Consider the following 18,295-nt stretch of genomic DNA (forward strand, 5'->3'; position numbering starts at 1 on the left):
CCCACCTCCCGCAAAATAGCGGGTGACGTGCCTCGATTTTCGCAGACGACGCCGGCTTCGACTTCCGGCTGACCAACACTTTTGGCCTCATCGACCGTGATGGACTGTGAGTCATGAAGAAACTCATCAACGAACCCGGAGCGGTCGTAGACGAGATGCTCGACGGGATGGTGGCGGCGCACCCCGAACTCCGCCGGCTCGACGGCACGAACGTCCTCGTCCGCGGCGACGCGCCGGTCGATGGGAAGGTCGCGGTCGTCTCCGGCGGCGGGTCGGGCCACGAGCCGACGCACGCGGGCTATCTCGGCGAGGGGATGCTCGACGGCGCGGCGGCGGGTGAGGTGTTCACCTCGCCGACGGCCGACCAGTTGAACGAGATGATTCAGGCCACGGACGCGGGCGAGGGCGTCCTCTGCGTCGTCAAGAACTACGAGGGGGACGTGATGAACTTCGACACCGCGGCCGAGATGGCCGCCATGGAGGGCGTCGAGGTCGAGCAGGTCGTCGTCAACGACGACGTGGCCGTCGAGGACTCGCTGTACACGTCCGGTCGTCGCGGCGTCGCGGGCACCATCTTCGTCCACAAGTGCGCGGGCGCGAAGGCCGCCGCGGGCGGCGACCTCGAAGCGGTCACAGCCGTCGCCGAGAAGGTCGTCGACAACGTGCGCACGATGGGGATGGCGCTCACCTCCTGTGTCACGCCGGAGAAGGGCGAACCGACGTTCGACCTCGGCGAGGACGAAATCGAACTCGGCATCGGCATCCACGGCGAGCCGGGCACCGAGCGCGCCGACATCATGAGCGCCGACGAGATAACCGAACACCTGACCGAGAACGTCCTCGACGACCTCGAACTCGACGAGGGCGAGGAGGTCGTGACGATGGTCAACGGCATGGGCGGCACGCCGCTGTCGGAGCTGTACATCGTCAACCGCAAGCTCCAGTCCATCCTCGACGACCGCGGCATCGAGACGTGGGACGCGTGGGTCGGCGACTACATGACCTCGCTCGACATGATGGGCTGTTCGGTCTCCGTACTCCGCGTCGACGACGAGCTGAAGGAACTGCTCGGCGCGCCCGCGGAGACGCCCGGCCTGACCGTCACCGAGTAAGCGGCGACGCTCGCCGAGCACGTTCGGGGGCGACTCCCGACGCGTCCACCGATTTTTCGCGGCAGAACAGTCCCGCGGGACAAGGGATTAACGACAGGCCGACGAAGGACAGCCATGGCTGACGCAGAGACACAACGCGAAGCGGTGCTGGACGCGCTCGACAACGTCGCCGAGCGCCTCGCCGAGGAGAAGGAGTACCTCACGGACCTCGACTCCGCCATCGGCGACGCCGACCACGGCGCGAACATGGAGCGCGGCTTCGGCAAGGCCGCCGACAAGCGCGAGGAGTTCGCCGAGATGGAGCCGAACGAGGTCGTCAAGAACGTCGGGACGACGCTCATCTCGAACGTCGGCGGGGCCTCCGGTCCCCTCTACGGCGGCTCTATCATGTTCGCCAGTCAGGAACTCGAAGGCGGCATCACCGCCGAGACGTCGGTGGCGTTCGCCGAGGCGTACCTCGACAAGGTCAAGGACCGCGGCGGCGCGCAGGTCGGCGCGAAGACGATGGTCGACGCGCTCGTCCCCGCCGTCCACACCTACAAGAAGTCCATCGAGCAGGACGACCTCCCGCCGCTCGAAGCCCTCGCCAAAGCCGTCGACGCGGCCGAGCGCGGCGTCGCCTTCACGGTCCCCATCAAGGCGCTGAAGGGCCGCGCGTCGTTCCTCGACTGGCGCTCGGTCGGCCATCAGGACCCCGGCGCGACGAGTACGCTGTTCATCCTCGAAGAGCTACTGGAGACGGCCGAGGAGTACCTCGACGGCGAGGTCGACCGCGACGCTCGGGCCGAAGACGCTGTCGGGAGAGCGGAATGATTGGCCTCGTCGTCGTCTCGCACAGCGCGAAGGCCGCCGAGGGAATCGCCGAGGTCGCCGCGCAGATGGGCGGCGGCAACGCCCGCATCGTTCCCGCCGGCGGCGACGAGGACGGCATCGGAACCTCGCCGGACCGCATCCGCGAGGGCATCGAGGAGGCCGACGACGGCGACGGCGTCGTCGTCCTCGTGGACCTCGGCAGCGCCGTGATGAACGCGGAACTCGCCATCGAGATGGCGACGGATTCCGAGGCGGTCATCGCCGACGCGCCGATTCTGGAGGGGACGCTCAACGCGGCCGTCGAGACGACGAGCAAGAAGGCGACGCTCGACTCGGTCGTCGAGCGCGCCGAGGACGCCCGCGACTACCGAAAGCTGAACTGAGCGACCGGCTGGCGACCCGGCCGCAGTCGGCGACGCGTGCCGAGAAGAGACACCGCCGTGGGGCGCGGCGGACCCGGACCGGGGTTTCCTATTCTTCGTCGCCGGCTTCGGGCGTCGAGAGCACTGCTTCGAGGGCGTCGAGCGCCGCTTCCGCGTCGTCGCCCTCCGCGACGAGGCGAATCTCCTCGCCGTGTCCGACGCCGAGGCCGGTGACGGCGAGCATGCTGGCGGCGGGGACGAGGTCGTCCTCGTCGGCGCGGCCGAGTTGCACGTCGGCGTCGAAGGAGTTCGCGGTCTCGACGAACTGCGAGGCGGGACGAGCGTGGAGGCCGTCTTTCGGGACGACAGCGACGATGCGTTCCATACGTTCGGTATCGACCGGGGAGCGTTATCGCTACCGGTTGCGGAACGCGGCGAAGAAAAATCGTGAACGACGTGTGCGGGGCCGGAGGCGTCCGGGCTGTTAGGGACCGAGTCCGAGGTACGCCGAGTTGGGGATAGCCCCGAGCAGGAACAGCACGCCGATGATGAGCGAGTAGATGGTAATCGACATCGCCGGCGGGTCCACGTGGGTCCCGGAGTGGGCGTACGCGACACGCTGGGTGACTTCGCCGAGCAGCGCGCCGATGAGACCACCGACCGCGGCGGCGACGATGATGAGCGGTTCGCTCCCGCCGACCATCGGCGCGGCGACGGCTCCGAACGCCGACCCACCGAGGGTGATGTGGTGGGTGACGGGAATCTTCTCGACGCCGAGGTTCAAGAACAGCAGGCTGGCCGCGGAGATACCGTAGGCGAGGAAGAAGCTCTCCGTGATGAGCCACGTCCAGCCGCCGAGGATACCGGCTCCGAGACCGATGACGACGATGTTGACCCACTTGTACTGGTGGGGAAGCCACGGTTCGGTCGCGGGCCGACCGCTGCCGTCGCCGCGCATCGTTCCCTTCTCGAACGGCGACATGTCGAGGAGGCCGCTACCGGCGGGCGAGCCGATGAGCGGGTAGCCGAAGGCGATGCGCGCGATGAACGCCGTCGTCATGACGGACAGCGCGACGCTGTCGAGCGGGAGGCCGATACCGCCGGCGACGCGGGAGATGAGGAGCCCGAGGACGCCGAACAGACCCCCGACGGCGAGGATGTCAGGCTGCGTGCCGAACGCGTACGTGATGTCCTTACCGAAGTGGTAGCCGCCCTCGCTGGGGTTCATGTCCGCGTACCGCTTGCCCGCGTAGGCGCTGGCGGCGACGCCGCCGGCGAAGGCGATGTGCGGGCCGACGAACGGGCCGAACCCGATGCTGCCGGTGATACCCGTGCCGAGTTCGCCGGCGGTGATGAGGTCGGCACCTTCGAACTGTCGGATGACGATGCCAGCCGTCTCGCCGAGCAGCACGACGAAGCCGGTAAAGATGAACGACGGCAGTGCGCCGATGGCCGCGCCGAACATCCCGCCCGCGAACGCCGCGAGCAGGAGGACGACGAACCGCTCGGCGCTGACGCCGATGACCGGAATCTGGAGTGCGAATGCTTCGAACACGAGTTACTCCTCCCGTGCCCAGTCGAGCGAGCGGTCGACGGCCTCTTTCCAGCGGCCGTAGCGCGCTTCGACGTTCTGTGGGTCTTTCGGGGCGAACTCGCGGTCGACCTGCCAGTTCTCGCGGAGTTCGTCGAGCGTCTCCCAGTAGCCGACGGCGAGGCCGGCGGCGTACGCCGACCCGAGGGCGGTCGTCTCGTCGACCTCCGGCCGGGCGATGTCCGTCTGGATGATGTCGGACNTGGTCGACGGCCTCTTTCCAGCGGCCGTAGCGCGCTTCGACGTTCTGTGGGTCTTTCGGGGCGAACTCGCGGTCGACCTGCCAGTTCTCGCGGAGTTCGTCGAGCGTCTCCCAGTAGCCGACGGCGAGGCCGGCGGCGTAGGCCGCGCCCAGCGCGGTCGTCTCGTCGACCTGTGGGCGGACGATCTCCGTGTCGAGGATGTTCGACTGGAGCTGGCAGAGGAAGTTGTTCTTGACCGCGCCGCCGTCGACGCGGAGGCTGGAGAGGTCGATGTCGCTGTCGGACTCCATCGCCTCGGCCACGTCGCGCGTCTGGAACGCGATGGACTCGAGCGTCGCGCGGACGATGTGCTCGCGGCGGGTGCCGCGGGTCATACCGACGATGGTGCCGCGGGCGCGCTGGTCCCAGTGGGGAGCGCCGAGGCCCGTGAACGCGGGGACGAAGTAGACGCCGTCGGTGGACTCGACCGACCGAGCGAGCTTCTCGGACTCGGCGGCGTTGTCGATGAGCGTCATGTCTTCGAGCCACTCGATCGCCGCGCCGGTGATGAAGATGGAGCCTTCGAGGGCGTACTGGACCGGTTCACCGGAGCGCTGGAAGCCGACGGTGGTGAGGAGGCCGTGTTCGGACATGACGGCCTCGTCGCCGGTGTTCATCAGCATGAACGAGCCGGTGCCGTAGGTGTTCTTCGCGTCGCCGGCGTCGAAACAGGTCTGGCCGAACAGCGCGGCCTGCTGGTCGCCGAGCGCGCCGGCGACGGGGACTTCCGCGCCGAGGAAGCCGTCCGCGTCGGTCTCGCCGTAGTGGTCGTCGTCGGACGACGGGCGGACCTCGGGGAGGAGTTCGCGGGGGACGTTGAACTCGTCGAGGAGTTCGTCGTCCCACTCCATGTCGTGGATGTTGAACAGCATGGTCCGCGACGCGTTCGTCACGTCCGTGATGTGGTTCCCCGTCAGATTGTAGATGAGCCACGTGTCGATGGTCCCGAAGGCGAGTTCGCCGTCGGCAGCGCGGTCTCGGATATCTTCGGGTCGGGAGCGCTGGAGCTTGATGGGGTCGGAGTTGTCCAGCAGCCACTCGGCTTTCGTCGCGGAGAAGTACGCGTCGGGTTCGAGACCCGTCTTCGCGCGCACGTCGTCGGTCTTGCCGTCCGCCTCGAGCGTCTCGATGCGGTCGGTCGTTCGACGGTCCTGCCAGACGATGGCGTTGTGAATCGGCTGTCCGGTCTCACGGTCCCAGATGAGCGTCGTCTCGCGCTGGTTCGTGATACCGATGGCTTCCAACTGCTCGGCGTCGAGTCCGGCGCTTCCGAGCGCCTCGTCGATGACCTTCTTCGTGTTGTCCCAAATCTCGTTCGCGTCGTGTTCGACCCAACCGGGCTCTGGGTAGATCTGTTCGTGCTTCTCGTAGGCGTTGGCGACCACCTTGCCGTCGTGGTCGAACACCATGAACCGCGTGCCTGTGGTACCCTGGTCGATGGCACCGACGTAAGTTTCTCCTGACATTTCTAACCAACCTCGATACGAACTCTCGGTGTGAGAGTCCTACCACTACAAACGTGTACAAATTATATGATAAATGTTTCTTTACTACTGCCTCGCATATTGTGGAGAGCAAAATCACTCTATAGGGACTGAAACGCCAGAATACGGCGTCTACTATTTCACACGGGCACTATTTCACCCGTTTTAATCGAGGACAGAATCGGGCGGACAAAACGGACGATTCGGTCGAACGACGGACAAATCCGGCGATTAATGAGCAACAATCACCGGAAAGTCGCCGTCGAATCGTCGCGCGCGCCGAGCGCGACGGCGTTCGAGTGGTCCGGCGCTCGAACGAAGTCGTTCGTCAACCGTGCGCGCGTGTCAGACCAGCGCCTCTTCGAGGAGCTGGAGCGGGTGTTTGATGTCGTAGCCCGTTCCGTGCTCCATCTGCATCGAACAGGTGGGACATTCGGTCATGCCGACGTCCCCCTGGGCGTGCTCCATGTGGTCGAACATGTCCGCGCCGATCTGCATCGACTTGTCGTACTTCTCTTCCTTCCAGCCGTAGGTGCCGGAGATGCCGGAACAGGAGTCGCCCACGTCCTCGATGTCGACGCCGTCGAGCTGGCGGAACAGCTCGACCGCCTGCCGGTCGAGCCCCTGATTGCGGCCGTGACACGGCGCGTGGTACGCGAACGACTGGTCCTCGACGGACGCTTCTCGAACCTCACTTTCGAGGTCCTCGTGGATGCGCAGGTACTCGAGCGCCTCGTAGGTGTGCGCCGAGAGGTCCTCGATGCCGTCGATGTCGAACAGTTCGGGGTACTCCTGGCGGAGCGACATCGAACAGGAGGTACACGACGCGATGATGTCGTAGCCCTCGGGGATGAGCCCCGCGAAGTTCTCGACGTTGATGCCGGCGGCGCGCTTTGCGTCGTCGAGCATGCCGTTCGCGAACATCGGCGTCCCCGAACAGCGCTGTTTGGGGACGACGACCTCGTAGCCGAACGACTCGAAGAGGCGGACCATCGCCTTGCCCACCTCGGGCGTGTTGTAGTTGGAGTAACAGCCGTGGAAGTAGGCGACGCGCTTCTCCTCGGAGCGGACCTGCGGGCCGCCGCGTTCGTTCCACCACTCGCGGAACGTCTGGGTGGCGAACTCGGGGAAGTCGCGCTCGGCCGTGATGCCGAGCACCTTCTCGTTTATCCGCTGGACGACCGAGTTGCCCATGACGGCGTTCGCCAGCCGGGGGAACATGCTGCCCAACTGGGCGAGCGTGCCGTAGTTGGCGAGGATGCGGTTGCGGATGTACTCCCGCGAGAGCTTGTCCATCTCCTCGTCGACGTACTCGCCGCGGGCCGTGTTGTGCATCTGGCTGAGCGGGACGCCCGAGGGACAGGCGTCGTCACAGCGCATGCAGTTCGAACACGACATGATGGAGTCGTCGACGGCCTCGTCTTCCTTGCGCTTGAGCCGCCACTGCTCCGGGCCCTGGAACTTCGGCCCGGGGAACTCGTCGTCGACTTCCGCGACCGGGCAGGACACGTCGCAGGCGGTGCACTTGTAGCAGTTGTCCGCGCCCGGTCGGAGGTCCATGTCGGTGCTGTCGGGGAACACCTCGACGGCCTCGAAGTCGTCTGTCTGTGCGTCGGGAGTCAGCGTCGGGTTGCCTGGGGATTCTGCGTCACTCATCTGGTTGCCTCCTCGCCCGCGAGTCGGCCGGCGACGGCACCCGTCGCCAAGGAGACGCCGCTCGCGGATTTCTCGCGCGCCACGTCGGCACCGCCGACGACGCCGCCCGCGGCGCGCAGGTTCTCGAAGTGCGGTTCGCCGTCTTCGCCGGTCGGTCGGAGTTCGTCGTCGGGGACGACGCCGAAGCGCGCGAACGCGTGGTCGCCGAACGCCTCGGGTTCGGACCAGTCGTAGCGGTCCTCGGGGTGCGGGACGTGACAGCCGAAGACGGGCTCAGTGACCGATTCTCGGTCGGAGTCGAGGCCCTTGCCGACGAGGCCGCCCGTCGCGAGAACGACCTGGTCGGCCGAGTAGGGCGTCGGTCGGCTCTTCTGGTCGACGACGACCGTCTCGACGCGGCCGTCTTCGGCCTCGAAGTCGACCGCCGGGTTGCCCGCCGAGATTCGGACGCCCGCCTCGTCGAGCGCGTCGAACAGCATGTCTTCGAGCTTGAGCCCGAGCAGGCTCGGCGGGCCGGTCGGCACCTCGAAGACGGGGACGCCGAGGCGGTCCGAAAGCTCCGCGCGGACCTCCTCGTCGTGGTCGTCGCCGAGCATCGCCGGGAAGCCGACGCGCGACTCGCCGTCCAGTTCCTCGGCGACCGTGTCGGCGAGGGCCGAGCGAACCGTGCCGCCGTCGACGTCCTCGTCGCGGTCGAGCGCCTTGGCGAACCGCGTCACCTTCGCGTCGGCGCGGAACCGCTTGGGGAACTCGACGGTGACGCCGCGGGGCGAAAACGGCACGCCGGCGGCCGTCAGGTGGTCGGCCGCGACGGGCGCGTCGAAGTCCGTGAGGCCCGCGAAGCCGACCAGAAGCATGTCGCCGGAGGTGCTGGCGAGACCGGGCGCGACCGACTCGGGGTAGCGCGCGGTCGGCTTCACCGCGCCGCCGTGAGTCATCACGAGCGCGTTCGAGTCGGTGTGGCCGCCGCGGTAGGCGTCGCCGACCGCCTCGTCGAAGATGCGGAGGCCGGCGCGGACGCCGTCCTCGCCGACGACGTGGTAGGGGTGTCCCTCCGGGAGCGCGTCGAGACCGGCGTAGGGGTCCGAGAGGGGACCGTCGCCGCCGGCGTAGCCGAGCACGTCGACGAGGCCGCTGGCCTGCCGGAGCGTGCTCTTCTTGTGGGCGAGCAGGCGCACGCGAGCGCCCGTCTCCGCGGCCGAGAGCGCGGCCGTGCAGGCGGCGATGCCGCCGCCGATGACGAGCACGTCGTCAGTTATCGCCATCGGCACCTCCGAGCGCGTCGTCGTCCGCGCGGTCGGTTCGCTCGCGGCCGCCGTCCGCGACCGCCCCGCCGGACGCGACGCCCGAGGCGTCGCCCTCCGAGGCACCGCCGTCGTCGAAGGCGGCGAAGTCGATGTCGGCGTCGGCCGCCGCGGGGTCCTCGTCGCGGTTCATCGTCGCCGCGTGGAGCATGTGCTTCAGCGCGGTCTGTGAGAGCTGCGTGCCCCACATGGCGTGGCGCTCGCCCTTCCAGCGCTCCTGGTAGAGGTCGTCGAGGGACGCGCGAATGGTCTCCTCGTCGTACTCGGGGGCGAGTTCGTTCGCCATCCGGTGACAGCAAATCGCGCCCTGACAGTTGCCCATCGAGGCGCGCGTCTGGATGCGCACGGAGTTGAGTTCCGTACCCGCGGTGTCGAGAGAGTCCTGAATCTCGGCGCGGGTGACGGCCTCGCACTCGCAGACGACCGGGTTGGGGTCGACGCTGTTGAGCACCTCGTCGGCGCGCGAGCCGAGTCGCTGGGCCGACCGGCGGCCGATGGGCGACCGCAGGCCGAAGTCGTCCATGTAGTCGCGGAGGACGGTGAAGTCCTCGCTGCCCGGTAGCGGCACGTCGGCGGTGCGGCACTCGGCCTCCACGTCGAGCTTCTCGCAGACGTGGTCCGAAATCTGCTCGGCCATCATCCGGTAGGTCGTGAGTTTGCCGCCGACGATGCTCGTCATGCCCGGCAGGTCGTCGCGGTCGTCGTGGTCGAGCAGGAAGAACTCGCGGGTGATGTCCGTCGGGTCCTCCGTGCCGGTGCCCGGCGGTTCGTACAGCGGACGGACGCCCCAGAAGGAGCGTATCGTCCGCGCCTCGGCCAGCATGGGCACGAGCTCCGACAGCGTCTCTATCATCAGGTCGACCTCCCAGCCCTCCTCGGGGTAGTCCTCCGGGTCCTCGACCTCCTCGTCGGTCGTCCCGAGGATGCACGTCGTCTCGTGCGGGACGATGATGTCGGCGTCGCCCTTCGGCCGACAGCGGTTGACGACCGTGTCGACCTGCCGGGTGTTCATGATGGTCATGACGCCCTTCGACGGACGGACTTCCACGTCGACGCCGGCGAGGTCACCGATTTGGCCGGCCCACGCGCCCGTCGCGTTGACGACGTAGTCGGCGCGGATTTCCTCGACTTCTCCGGGTTCGCCGTGGACGTAGGGCCCGGTGCCGGTCTGGTGGGTGACCTCGACGCCGACGACCTCGCCGTCCTCGACGAGCACGTCCGTGACCTCCGAGTGCGTCTCGATGCGCGCGCCGTGTTCGACGGCGCTCGCGGCGTTCGCCACGCAGAGACGGAACGGGTCGACCGCGCCGTCCGGCACCTTGATGGCGCGCTTGATGTCCTTCGCGAGGTACGGCTCTATCTCGCGCGCCTCCTCGGCTGACAGCACCTCGGCGGGGATGCCGCACTCGCGACAGCCCTCTAACTTCTTCTCGAAGTACTCGTCGGAGTCCTCGGGGCGCTGGACGAACAGCCCTCCCGTCATCTCGACGCAGTGGCCGGCGATTCGCCGCAGGACCCGGTTTTCCTCGATACACTCCTTGGCGGACGGCTGGTCCGACACCGCGTACCGGCCCCCGCTGTGGAGGAGTCCGTGCATCCGCCCCGTCGTCCCGTGTGTGAGATTCCCCTTCTCGACGAGGGTCACGTCCAGCCCGCGCATCGCGAGGTCGCGCGCGATGCCCGTGCCGGTCGACCCCCCGCCAATGACGAGGACGCTCGGCGATTTTTTCATCTGTCTTTCGTGAGATAGGACCGACGGCACTTTATTTTACCTTCACTCGTCTCGCGTCCCGTTCGTCTCACGGAACGGACCACTTCGGCGGCCGGATTGCCATCGTACTGGCCGTAGAATACCGTAGCTCGGCGTTTCTACGCCTATTCGAAACGACGGCAATAATTCAAAATTATTGTTCTTATTAGTTACGTCCGGTATGGAATCCCCGCCGGCAACGAACCTCTCAACTGGCTTTGAAGCGCCCCGGACGGCCGATTTCCGTGTTTCATGTTCTCACTTCTCAGGGATGATGTCGGTAGTGGTCGATTTTTACGCGTGCGCCGGATACCGTCTGCCACGGACTTTCCACGCCATGCGCCTCGAAGACAGAATCACCAGGCGACGCCGCCGCGGCGGGACGAGACGTCGGCTCGTCCGGGACCTGAACGCGCTCGACCCGACGGCCCACCCCGAGGAGCCGACCGGCCGCGGGCCGACGCTCGAACGCATCCTCGACCACCTCGACCCGGTGTTCGACGGCGACCTGCCGTCCGACGCCCACGTCCACGGGCCGAAGGGAGCCGGGAAGTCGGCGGTCGTCGCGACGCTCTTCGAGCACCTCTCCAGCGCGCTCCCCTCCCAGCGGTCGGTCATCCACACCGCCACGCGCACCGCCGCCACGCCGACGACCTCCTTCGCCTACGTCGACTCCCGCGACGCCTCGACCGAGTTCGCGCTCCTCCACGCGGCGCTCGACGCGCTCTGCGAGGAGCCGGTGCCGTCGCAGGGCGTCGGCGTCGAGGCGCTCCGCGAGCGACTCACAGACCGTGTCGCCCACGACGAACACGCGGTCGTCGCCGTCGACCACGTCGGCGAGCCTGAGACCTACCCCGCGGCGACGGCGGTGGAGACGCTCTCGTCGGTATCGCCACACGTCTCGGTGCTCACGGTCGGCCGCGACCCTCGAAGCGACGCGAGCGAGCGCGACGACGGGGACGGGGCGACCGACGCCACCGACGCGGCGTCCATCGCGGTGCCGGCCTACGAGCGCCACAGCCTCGTGGACATCCTCGTCGCGCGCGCCTCGGACGGCGTCACCCGCAACGCGCTCCCGCACGAGGCGACGCGCGAGGTGGCCGAGTGGGCCGACGGCGACGCCCACGACGCGCTCTCGGCGCTCTACGGGGCGGCGACGCTCGCCGCCGCCGACGGCGCGGACGCCCTCGACACCGAGTACGTCTGCGCCGGCATCGACGCCGTCCCCGACGACGGCTGTTCGCTCGGCCGCGTGTTCGCGCTCCCCGAGAGCCGCCGGCGCGTCCTCCGGGCGTTCGTCGCGCTCGACGACGAGGCGACGGCCTCCGTCTCGGCGGCGACCGAGAACATCGCCGCGTCCCCGCGGGTGTCGCTGTCGCCCGCGACCATCCGGCGCGTCCTCTACGAGCTTTCGGACCTCGGCATCGTCCGCCGCGTCTCGGACTGCGACTCCACCGACGGGCCGGGTCGGCCGGCGACGCGGCCCATCCCGAACTTCTCGACGCTGGCGTTCCGCGGACTGGACGACGCCGAACGCTGAGCCGCGGGGGGCGACCTGCGAGAACGAGACCTGCGTGACCCGCGAGAGCGACGACCCGCCCGGGCCGTCCTGCGGCGCGCTTCTCCCCGACCGCTGAATCTTTTTCCCCCGTCTCCCAACTCCGGGTATGGTTCCGCCGCTCGTACTCGACATCGACGGGACGCTCACCGACGCGCAGGGCCGCCTCGACTCGCGCGCGTTCGAGGTGCTCCCGACGTGGGACGCGCCCGTCATCCTCGCCACCGGCAAGGCGTTTCCCTACCCGGTCTCGCTGTGTCACTACCTCGGCCTCCCGCAGACCGTCATCGCGGAGAACGGCGGGGTCGTCCTCGCCGACGGCGAGGTGACGTTCACCGGCGACCGCGAGGCCGCGCAGGCCGCCGCCGACGAGTTCGTCGCGCGCGGCGGCGACCTCGGATGGGACGCCGCAGACACCGCGAACCGCTGGCGCGAGACCGAGATAATCGCCCGTCTCGACGCCGACGAGGCGCTCCTCCGGGAGGTCGCCGACGAGTTCGACCTCGAAGTCATCGACACCGGCTACGCGTACCACATCAAGACCCCGGGCGTGGAGAAGGGCGTCGGCCTCGAACGCGTCTGCGAGACGATGGGCTACGACCCGGCGGAGTTCGTCGCCGTCGGCGACAGCGTCAACGACGCCTCGACGTTCCGCGTCGCCGGTCGGTCGTTCGCCGTCGCCAACGCGGACGACGTGGCCAAGGAAGCCGCCGACACGGTGCTCGAACAGTCGTACATGGACGGCACGCTCTCGGTGCTCGAATCGCTCCGGGAAGAAGACGCGGCGTAGCGCGTAGCCGCCGACCGCGCGCAGTTCGTCGGCGTCTCAGGCCGGCTCTTCGAAGGGAGCGAAGCGGCCGTTGATGTCCCACTCGTGGATGCAGTAGGGGCTTCCGACCCGTTTTTCGCCGTCCTCTTCGGCGACGACCCACGTCGCGGCGTCGTCGTCCCAGCGTTCCACCCGACCGCAGCGCTCGCAGACGCGTCGCGTCGGTCGTCGAAGTTGGGGTTCCATACGTGTGAGACTGACTGCCGGGCAAAAAAGCCCATCGCCGTCGGCAGTTTCGCGGTCGCACGGCCGACCGTCCCGACTGTCCGACTCCTCGCCGCCGGAGCGAACCAACCGGGGCGGTTGTGTGCGAGTCGAACACGCGTCTTCCGGAACCGATGGGACTTACGGGTCGGGGCACGGAGTGGTTCGCATGGGCTTTCACACCTTCGACGCCGACAGGGCGGCGAAACTCGACGACCCCGCGCGGTTCCGATTCGTCTCCCGAGAGGAACTGCTCTCGCACCTCGGCGTCGCTCCCGACCGGGTCGTCGCCGACCTCGGCAGCGGCACCGGCTTTTTCACCGACGAGGTCGCGCCTCACGTCGGCACGCTCTACGCCGTGGACGTACAGGAGGTCATGCACGACTACTACCGCGAGAAGGGCGCGCCCGACAACGTCGAGTTCGTCACGGCCGACGTGGCGTCCCTCCCGTTCGACGACGACCACCTCGACGCCGCGTTCTCGACGATGACCTACCACGAGTTCGCCACCGACGACGCGCTCGCCGAACTCGCCCGCGTCGTCCGCCCCGGCGGCACCGTGGTCGTGGTCGATTGGTCCACATCCGGTTCGGGCGAGGACGGGCCGCCGCTCGACGAGCGCTTCGGTCTCGGCGACGCCGTCGACGCGCTCGAATCGGTCGGCTTCACCGTCGCTCACGGAGAAACGAGACGCGAGACCTTCGTCTGCGTCGCCCGGCGCTGACGCGACCGACAGGGCGGAAGCGAAAATCCCTCACAGGAATTGGAATGTGTGAGTCTGTGTGGTTGATGTAGTTTCCACTCGCACACCAATTCGGTGTTGAATATTAACATGCTAGAGTAATTTGGTGAATATCAGGACAACGCTTACCACGAAAACTGTGGTACTGGGTGTCATGGCATTGCATAACTCAGTCATCGACGACTATCACCCGACAGAGGGGTACTACGAGTGTCGTTCCTGTCGCACGCGAACGGTCAGTGCGTCTCACCTGTCGGAATGCCCCGACTGCGGCGGGTCGGTTCGTAACATCGCCGTCGCCCGCGAGTGAGATTCGCCGCCGCCCGCGCGAGTCCGTGAGCGCATCGACTCCGAACAGACAGCCGACTTCCTTCTCACCGGGTCGCCGTGGCCGCCCGCCACGACGGCCCGCTCAGGATTCGATGATGCCCGTGTACCGGTCGACGAGTAGGACGACCGCCGCGCCGACGACCGCGGCCACGGCGAACGCGGCGTAGAGCTCGGTCGACCACGACCGACCCGCGTCGACGAGCGCGTTGGTGCTCTCGACGACGGGAGCGCGGAGCGCCCCGACGATGAGACTCACGAGGAACGCCAGCGTCGCCCGGCGGTGGTGTTCGAGCGCCCAGCGGACGACGTGCGCGATGCTGAACAGGCCGACGACCGCCCCGAGCATGAACGTGATGACGACCGTTCCCGGTTCGACGATGACCGACAGCGACGCGCCGCCGGCGATGTCGATGAGGCGGTCGATGAACGTGTTGAGCGCCGCGTTCATGTACTCGTACTGGCCGAGAATCAACAGGAGAAGCGACCCCGAGACGCCGGGGAGAATCATCGCGCTGACGGCGATGCCGCCGGCGACCGCAATCGCCGGGAGCGAGTGCCCGAACGCGCCGCCGCTCCCGCCGGAGGCGACGAAGGCGAGGACGAACCCGGCGACGGCGGCCGCGATTTGTCGCGGGCCGTCGAGCGAGACCTGCGCGTACAGGACGACCGCCGACGCGGCGATGAGCCCGAAGAAGAAGCCGTAGGTGGGGACCGGTGCGTCGTTGAGCGCGATGTGTAGCACGCGCATCACGGTCACGATGGCGGTGGCGATACCCGCGCCGAGCGCGAGCAGGAAGCCGACATCGACCTCGCGCATCGCCGCGATTGCGTCGGCCCGGCGTCCCGGGACGACGACGCCGAGAGCGCGCTTGATGCGGCCGGGCGTGATGGCCGTCACCGCGCTGATGAGCCGTTCGTAGATGCCCGTGATGAGCGCGATGGTGCCGCCCGAGACGCCCGGAACGGCGTCGGCGGCACCCATACAGACGCCCTTCAGGTAGATGAGAAGCCACGAGAAACGGGATGTCGCCCCGTCTGAGTTCCTCGACATTTCGTTGTCGGATGCTCTCTCGGGAAGGATATCAGTCCACCGCTCTGTCGGTCGGCGGCGAGAAGAGAAACGCGTCGAAACGGCGGTCGGAAACCGGGCGACTGCCCGGCCCGGTTCGAAACCTTACGCGGCGACCGAAACCGCGCTGGCGTCGACTGACGCCGAGGTCGATGCCGACTCGTTCGTCTGCGAGTCGTCTGAATCGGAGTTCTCCGTCAGGTTGAACTCCTGTTCGTTCCGTTCGAGAGTGACCTGCACGGTTCCGTCTTCGGCACCGTTGACGAGGCCTTCCTCGACGGCGACGTTCTGCGCCTGGTAGCTGACGATGGTGTTGTTCCCGGCGAAGGTCGTCGGCCCGGTGAACGTGTAGTCGCCCGTCGCGCGGACGTCGACGTTCGTGTAGCCGTTGTCCGGACCGTACTCGTCGTAGCCGGTCGTGGAGTACGGGAGCGTCATCGTGAACTCACCGTCGGCGTCGGTCTGCGCCTGTTGCGTGTAGGTGAAGTTCGTGCCCGTGGTCTGGTCGCGCATCTGGACGCGGGCGGTCACCGTCGTGTTGGCCGGGGCACCGCTGCCTTCGACCGTCGCGCCGGGGACGCGCTCGAACGTCTTGACCCACGAGGGGTTGTTGGGAACGAGCGCCTGCGCTTGGATGCCGTAGGTGTTGCCCGCCTGGATGAACGAGTTCTGGTAGGACCCCGAACGGAGCGCCGAGTTGTTCGAGGACTTCACGAGGCGGTAGTGTTCGAGGGCGGCGACGCGTTCCTCGGGGAACGTGCCGATGCCGCCGATCTGCGAGGTCGGGTCGTTCGCGACGTACTCCTCGGCGGCGGTCATGTTGTCGAACACTCTGACCGCCTGCCCGTCGGACGGCGTCACCTTGAACGTGGTCTCGCCGTCGGCGGACGTTCGTTCTTCCCAGTCGACGACGATGGGCGACGCCTCACGGGCGCTGCCGTGGTACGCGTAGAGCCGGACCATCAGGCTCTCGTAGTACCGCTGGTCTTTGAGGCTCGACACGGCGGCGACTCTCGTCTGTCCCTCCTGCTCCTGCAGGCGGTACATCGTACTGTAGAAGTCGGACGTGGAGACGTTCGACTCGTCGTAGAAGACGGTCGGCGCACCGAACTTCGAGTCGGTCGAGGCCATCTGCCAGTCGACCATGACGTAGCGGGTCTCGTTACCCTCCTCGCTCATGTCGGCGAGGACGTCGGAGGCCTGCTCCTCGTTCGGCGCGAGGAGGAAGTTCGCGGCCTCGGTCGCGCCCTGCTGGAACGGGTTAGCGTTCGGGATGCGCTCGCCGAGGACCGTTATCCAGTGCCCGTAGTCCCACCACGACATGACGCCGTACGTTCCCTCGGCGTAGTCGAAGTCGTCGGTCCGTTCGTAAGTTCCGTAGTAGTCCATCTCGTTGGATGCGCCGCCGAACTGCCCCTCTTCGGGCGTGCTGTTCTGCATCCACTCGAAGCTGTCCTGCCACTGCGTCACCGTGCCCGGTCCGGTCTGGGACGACTGGAGGGCGTTGCTGCTGGTGCCGGCGTTGCCGAGCTGAATCGGCACGACGAGCACCGGGGTGAGGACGAGAAGCAGGGCGACGGCGACGACCGCGACCGTCCCGTACGACACGTCGTCGAGGCGGTCGGTGCCGGCGAGGTCGATGATACCGAGCGAGAGAATCTCGCGGAGGAGGTACGCGTTCATCACCGCGACCACGACCGCGAGGTAGTAGTTGAAGCGGACCTGCGTGAAGGCGGCCGAGGTGATGATGGCCGCCCAGACGAGGACGAACAGGTGTTCGCTCTCGTAGTCGGCCTGCAGCACCGCGCCGACGATGAGGGCGCTCGCGATGGCGAGGCTGACGAGCGAGGATTCGAGGCCGAGGAGCCCGCCGATGCCGGCCGGGATGGCCGGAATCAGGAAGATAACGCCGAAGGCGGCGAGGCTGCCGGCGACGTAGCCGATCTTCCGAGTGTCGCCGTCGCGGACGAGCGGCTTGCCGACGAGCCAGATGGCACCGACGAGGCCGGTGAAGAACGTGAAGCCGTACTCGGACATGATGCGCTCGGTCGCGGTCATGCCGCTGTTCTGCAGGACGCTCGCGGCGATGAAGGGCTGTGCCTCGCCGATGGTGCGCGTCGCCGCACCGGCGCTGAAGCCGACGGTGCGGAGGAAGTTGACGCTCACCTGGCGGAAGGCGTCGGGGAGGACGACGGCCGTGCCGATGACGGCGACGAGGCCGAGGGCGGCGACCGCGACGGGGTAGCCGCGGTCGTCGACGTCGTTAGACTCCCACCACCGGGCCAGCGCAGCGAGGAACACCGCGCCCGCGCCGATACCGAAGGCGAACACGGGGTGGAGGAGACTGAAGTTCGTCACGCTGAACGAGAAGTCGGTCAGCGGGACGAACATCAGGAGGCCGGTGACGAGCATCGAGACCGCACCGACGAACGCGACGTGTTCCGGGGACTGTCCGCCGACGTAGTCGGCGACCATCTGGAGGACCAGGTACAGGCCGAAGATACCGACCAGAAGGACGCCCGGTGGCCACGCCCACATGTAGAGCGCCATGCCCACGCCGGCGAGCGCGGACCAGATGAGGGTGGAGCGGAGGGCGTCGAAGTCACGGGCGGCGACGAGTTCCCAGACGGGCTTCTCGCGGTTCGCCACGGTGAGGGCGATCATGATGGCGACGACCGCGAAGCCCTGGAAGAACGGCTCGGCGATGTTGTGGTCGGCGAAGCCGACGAGGCCGCGCTGGAGGAACGTCCCGGGGAGCAAAGCGAGGATGACGACCCCGAAGATGCCGCCGAGGCGACCCCCGAGACGACGGCCGATGAGGAACGTCGGAATGGCCACGAGCGCCCCGAAGACGGCCGGCGCGACAAGCAGCGTCTTGGCCACGAGGTCGGCCGACGGACTGCCGAGGCCGACGACGAGGGCGGCCGTCGCGATAATCTGGTCGTAAACCGTCCCGAACTGGCCGACGCTCGTCCCGAACGGGAAGTAGGTCCACGGGTCGAACGGCATCGTCGACGGCCAGTTCTGGACGGAGTACGTCACCTCTCGGAGGTGATACCAGGCGTCGTTTCCGGAGAAGAGGACATCACCGTCCCTGATAAAGTTACTATACGACCGAAGACGGACGGCCAACATGGCGACCAGTATCACGAGGAGGGCGGGGACGTGATACCAGTCTTTGGCGAGGTCGAGGACCGACTTCGAGTCGGGGCCCTCGATGCGCTCTGTGTCTGCGCTCATCGCTTCGAT

At 67.6% G+C, this 18,295-nt stretch carries 15 protein-coding genes and 2 pseudogenes; 7 read left to right on the plus strand and 10 right to left on the minus strand.

Features of this window, described 5'->3' with window-relative positions; translation table 11 throughout:
• Positions 1 to 113: 113 nt before the first annotated feature.
• The 3 genes from dhaK (at position 114) to dhaM (ending at position 2,308) form a co-directional block, all read left to right on the plus strand.
• Entirely contained in the window at positions 114 to 1,112 is a 999-nt protein-coding gene (dhaK, locus tag C454_RS14675; protein WP_004976917.1) for a dihydroxyacetone kinase subunit DhaK, read from the plus strand.
• Between the two features lie 114 nt (positions 1,113 to 1,226).
• Positions 1,227 to 1,925 (plus strand): dihydroxyacetone kinase subunit DhaL, encoded by a 699-nt coding sequence (gene dhaL / locus C454_RS14680; RefSeq protein ID WP_004976919.1) that lies wholly within the window; start codon positions 1,227 to 1,229, stop codon positions 1,923 to 1,925.
• The gene (gene dhaM, locus C454_RS14685; RefSeq protein ID WP_004976921.1) at positions 1,922 to 2,308 is read left to right on the plus strand and encodes a dihydroxyacetone kinase phosphoryl donor subunit DhaM; all 387 of its coding nucleotides are present in this window, start codon (positions 1,922 to 1,924) and stop codon (positions 2,306 to 2,308) included. The genes dhaL and dhaM overlap by 4 nt, the downstream gene beginning before the upstream one ends.
• Before the next feature lie 88 nt (positions 2,309 to 2,396).
• Here the strand turns inward: dhaM and ptsH1 are convergent, their stop codons facing one another.
• The 7 genes and pseudogenes from ptsH1 to glpA form a co-directional block, all read right to left on the minus strand.
• A complete protein-coding gene (gene ptsH1 / locus C454_RS14690) occupies positions 2,397 to 2,672 on the minus strand; it encodes a phosphocarrier protein HPr (protein ID WP_004976923.1) in 276 nt (91 codons plus the stop codon).
• A gap of 99 nt (positions 2,673 to 2,771) precedes the next feature.
• Positions 2,772 to 3,842 carry a hypothetical protein gene (locus C454_RS14695; RefSeq protein WP_049905200.1) on the minus strand — a complete coding sequence of 357 codons (1,071 nt, stop codon included), beginning with the start codon at positions 3,840 to 3,842 and terminating at the stop codon, positions 2,772 to 2,774.
• 3 nt (positions 3,843 to 3,845) lie between these two features.
• Positions 3,846 to 4,079: pseudogene (locus C454_RS21050) on the minus strand (glycerol kinase); the annotation flags it as partial.
• Between the two features lie 4 nt (positions 4,080 to 4,083).
• A pseudogene (gene glpK, locus C454_RS14700) lies at positions 4,084 to 5,586 on the minus strand (glycerol kinase GlpK); the annotation flags it as partial.
• 363 nt (positions 5,587 to 5,949) lie between these two features.
• Entirely contained in the window at positions 5,950 to 7,260 is a 1,311-nt protein-coding gene (locus C454_RS14705; protein WP_004976926.1) for an anaerobic glycerol-3-phosphate dehydrogenase subunit C, read from the minus strand.
• Positions 7,257 to 8,525 carry a glycerol-3-phosphate dehydrogenase subunit GlpB gene (gene glpB, locus C454_RS14710; protein WP_004976929.1) on the minus strand — a complete coding sequence of 423 codons (1,269 nt, stop codon included), beginning with the start codon at positions 8,523 to 8,525 and terminating at the stop codon, positions 7,257 to 7,259. Before glpB ends, C454_RS14705 begins: the two co-directional genes overlap by 4 nt.
• Positions 8,512 to 10,296, minus strand: a complete 1,785-nt coding sequence (gene glpA, locus C454_RS14715) for an anaerobic glycerol-3-phosphate dehydrogenase subunit GlpA (protein WP_004976931.1) — start codon at positions 10,294 to 10,296, stop codon at positions 8,512 to 8,514. Before glpA ends, glpB begins: the two co-directional genes overlap by 14 nt.
• 355 nt (positions 10,297 to 10,651) lie before the next feature.
• Between glpA and C454_RS14720 the strand changes: the two genes are divergently transcribed.
• Positions 10,652 to 11,854, plus strand: a complete 1,203-nt coding sequence (locus tag C454_RS14720; RefSeq protein ID WP_004976933.1) for a Cdc6/Cdc18 family protein — start codon at positions 10,652 to 10,654, stop codon at positions 11,852 to 11,854.
• A 127-nt stretch (positions 11,855 to 11,981) separates the two neighbouring features.
• Positions 11,982 to 12,662 (plus strand): phosphoglycolate phosphatase, encoded by a 681-nt coding sequence (locus C454_RS14725; RefSeq protein WP_004976934.1) that lies wholly within the window; start codon positions 11,982 to 11,984, stop codon positions 12,660 to 12,662.
• A 36-nt stretch (positions 12,663 to 12,698) separates the two neighbouring features.
• Here C454_RS14725 and C454_RS14730 read toward each other — a convergent pair whose 3' ends face one another.
• Positions 12,699 to 12,887, minus strand: coding sequence for an HEWD family protein (locus C454_RS14730; RefSeq protein ID WP_049905201.1), 189 nt, complete (start codon positions 12,885 to 12,887; stop codon positions 12,699 to 12,701).
• 187 nt (positions 12,888 to 13,074) lie between these two features.
• Between C454_RS14730 and C454_RS14735 the strand changes: the two genes are divergently transcribed.
• Together C454_RS14735 and C454_RS20410 are read left to right on the plus strand one after the other, a co-directional pair.
• The gene (locus C454_RS14735; protein WP_004976936.1) at positions 13,075 to 13,629 is read left to right on the plus strand and encodes a class I SAM-dependent methyltransferase; all 555 of its coding nucleotides are present in this window, start codon (positions 13,075 to 13,077) and stop codon (positions 13,627 to 13,629) included.
• Positions 13,630 to 13,801: 172 nt separating this feature from the next.
• Positions 13,802 to 13,957 (plus strand): rubrerythrin-like domain-containing protein, encoded by a 156-nt coding sequence (locus C454_RS20410; RefSeq protein WP_115804853.1) that lies wholly within the window; start codon positions 13,802 to 13,804, stop codon positions 13,955 to 13,957.
• A 102-nt stretch (positions 13,958 to 14,059) separates the two neighbouring features.
• Here the strand turns inward: C454_RS20410 and C454_RS14740 are convergent, their stop codons facing one another.
• Both C454_RS14740 and C454_RS14745 read right to left on the minus strand, forming a co-directional pair.
• Entirely contained in the window at positions 14,060 to 15,028 is a 969-nt protein-coding gene (locus C454_RS14740) for a DUF368 domain-containing protein (RefSeq protein WP_004976937.1), read from the minus strand.
• Between the two features lie 123 nt (positions 15,029 to 15,151).
• Complete coding sequence (locus tag C454_RS14745) at positions 15,152 to 18,286, minus strand: oligosaccharyl transferase, archaeosortase A system-associated (protein WP_004976939.1); 3,135 nt, start codon at positions 18,284 to 18,286, stop codon at positions 15,152 to 15,154.
• Positions 18,287 to 18,295: the final 9 nt, after the last annotated feature.

It is taken from the genome of Haloferax gibbonsii ATCC 33959, assembly GCF_000336775.1.
Classification (GTDB): domain Archaea; phylum Halobacteriota; class Halobacteria; order Halobacteriales; family Haloferacaceae; genus Haloferax; species Haloferax gibbonsii.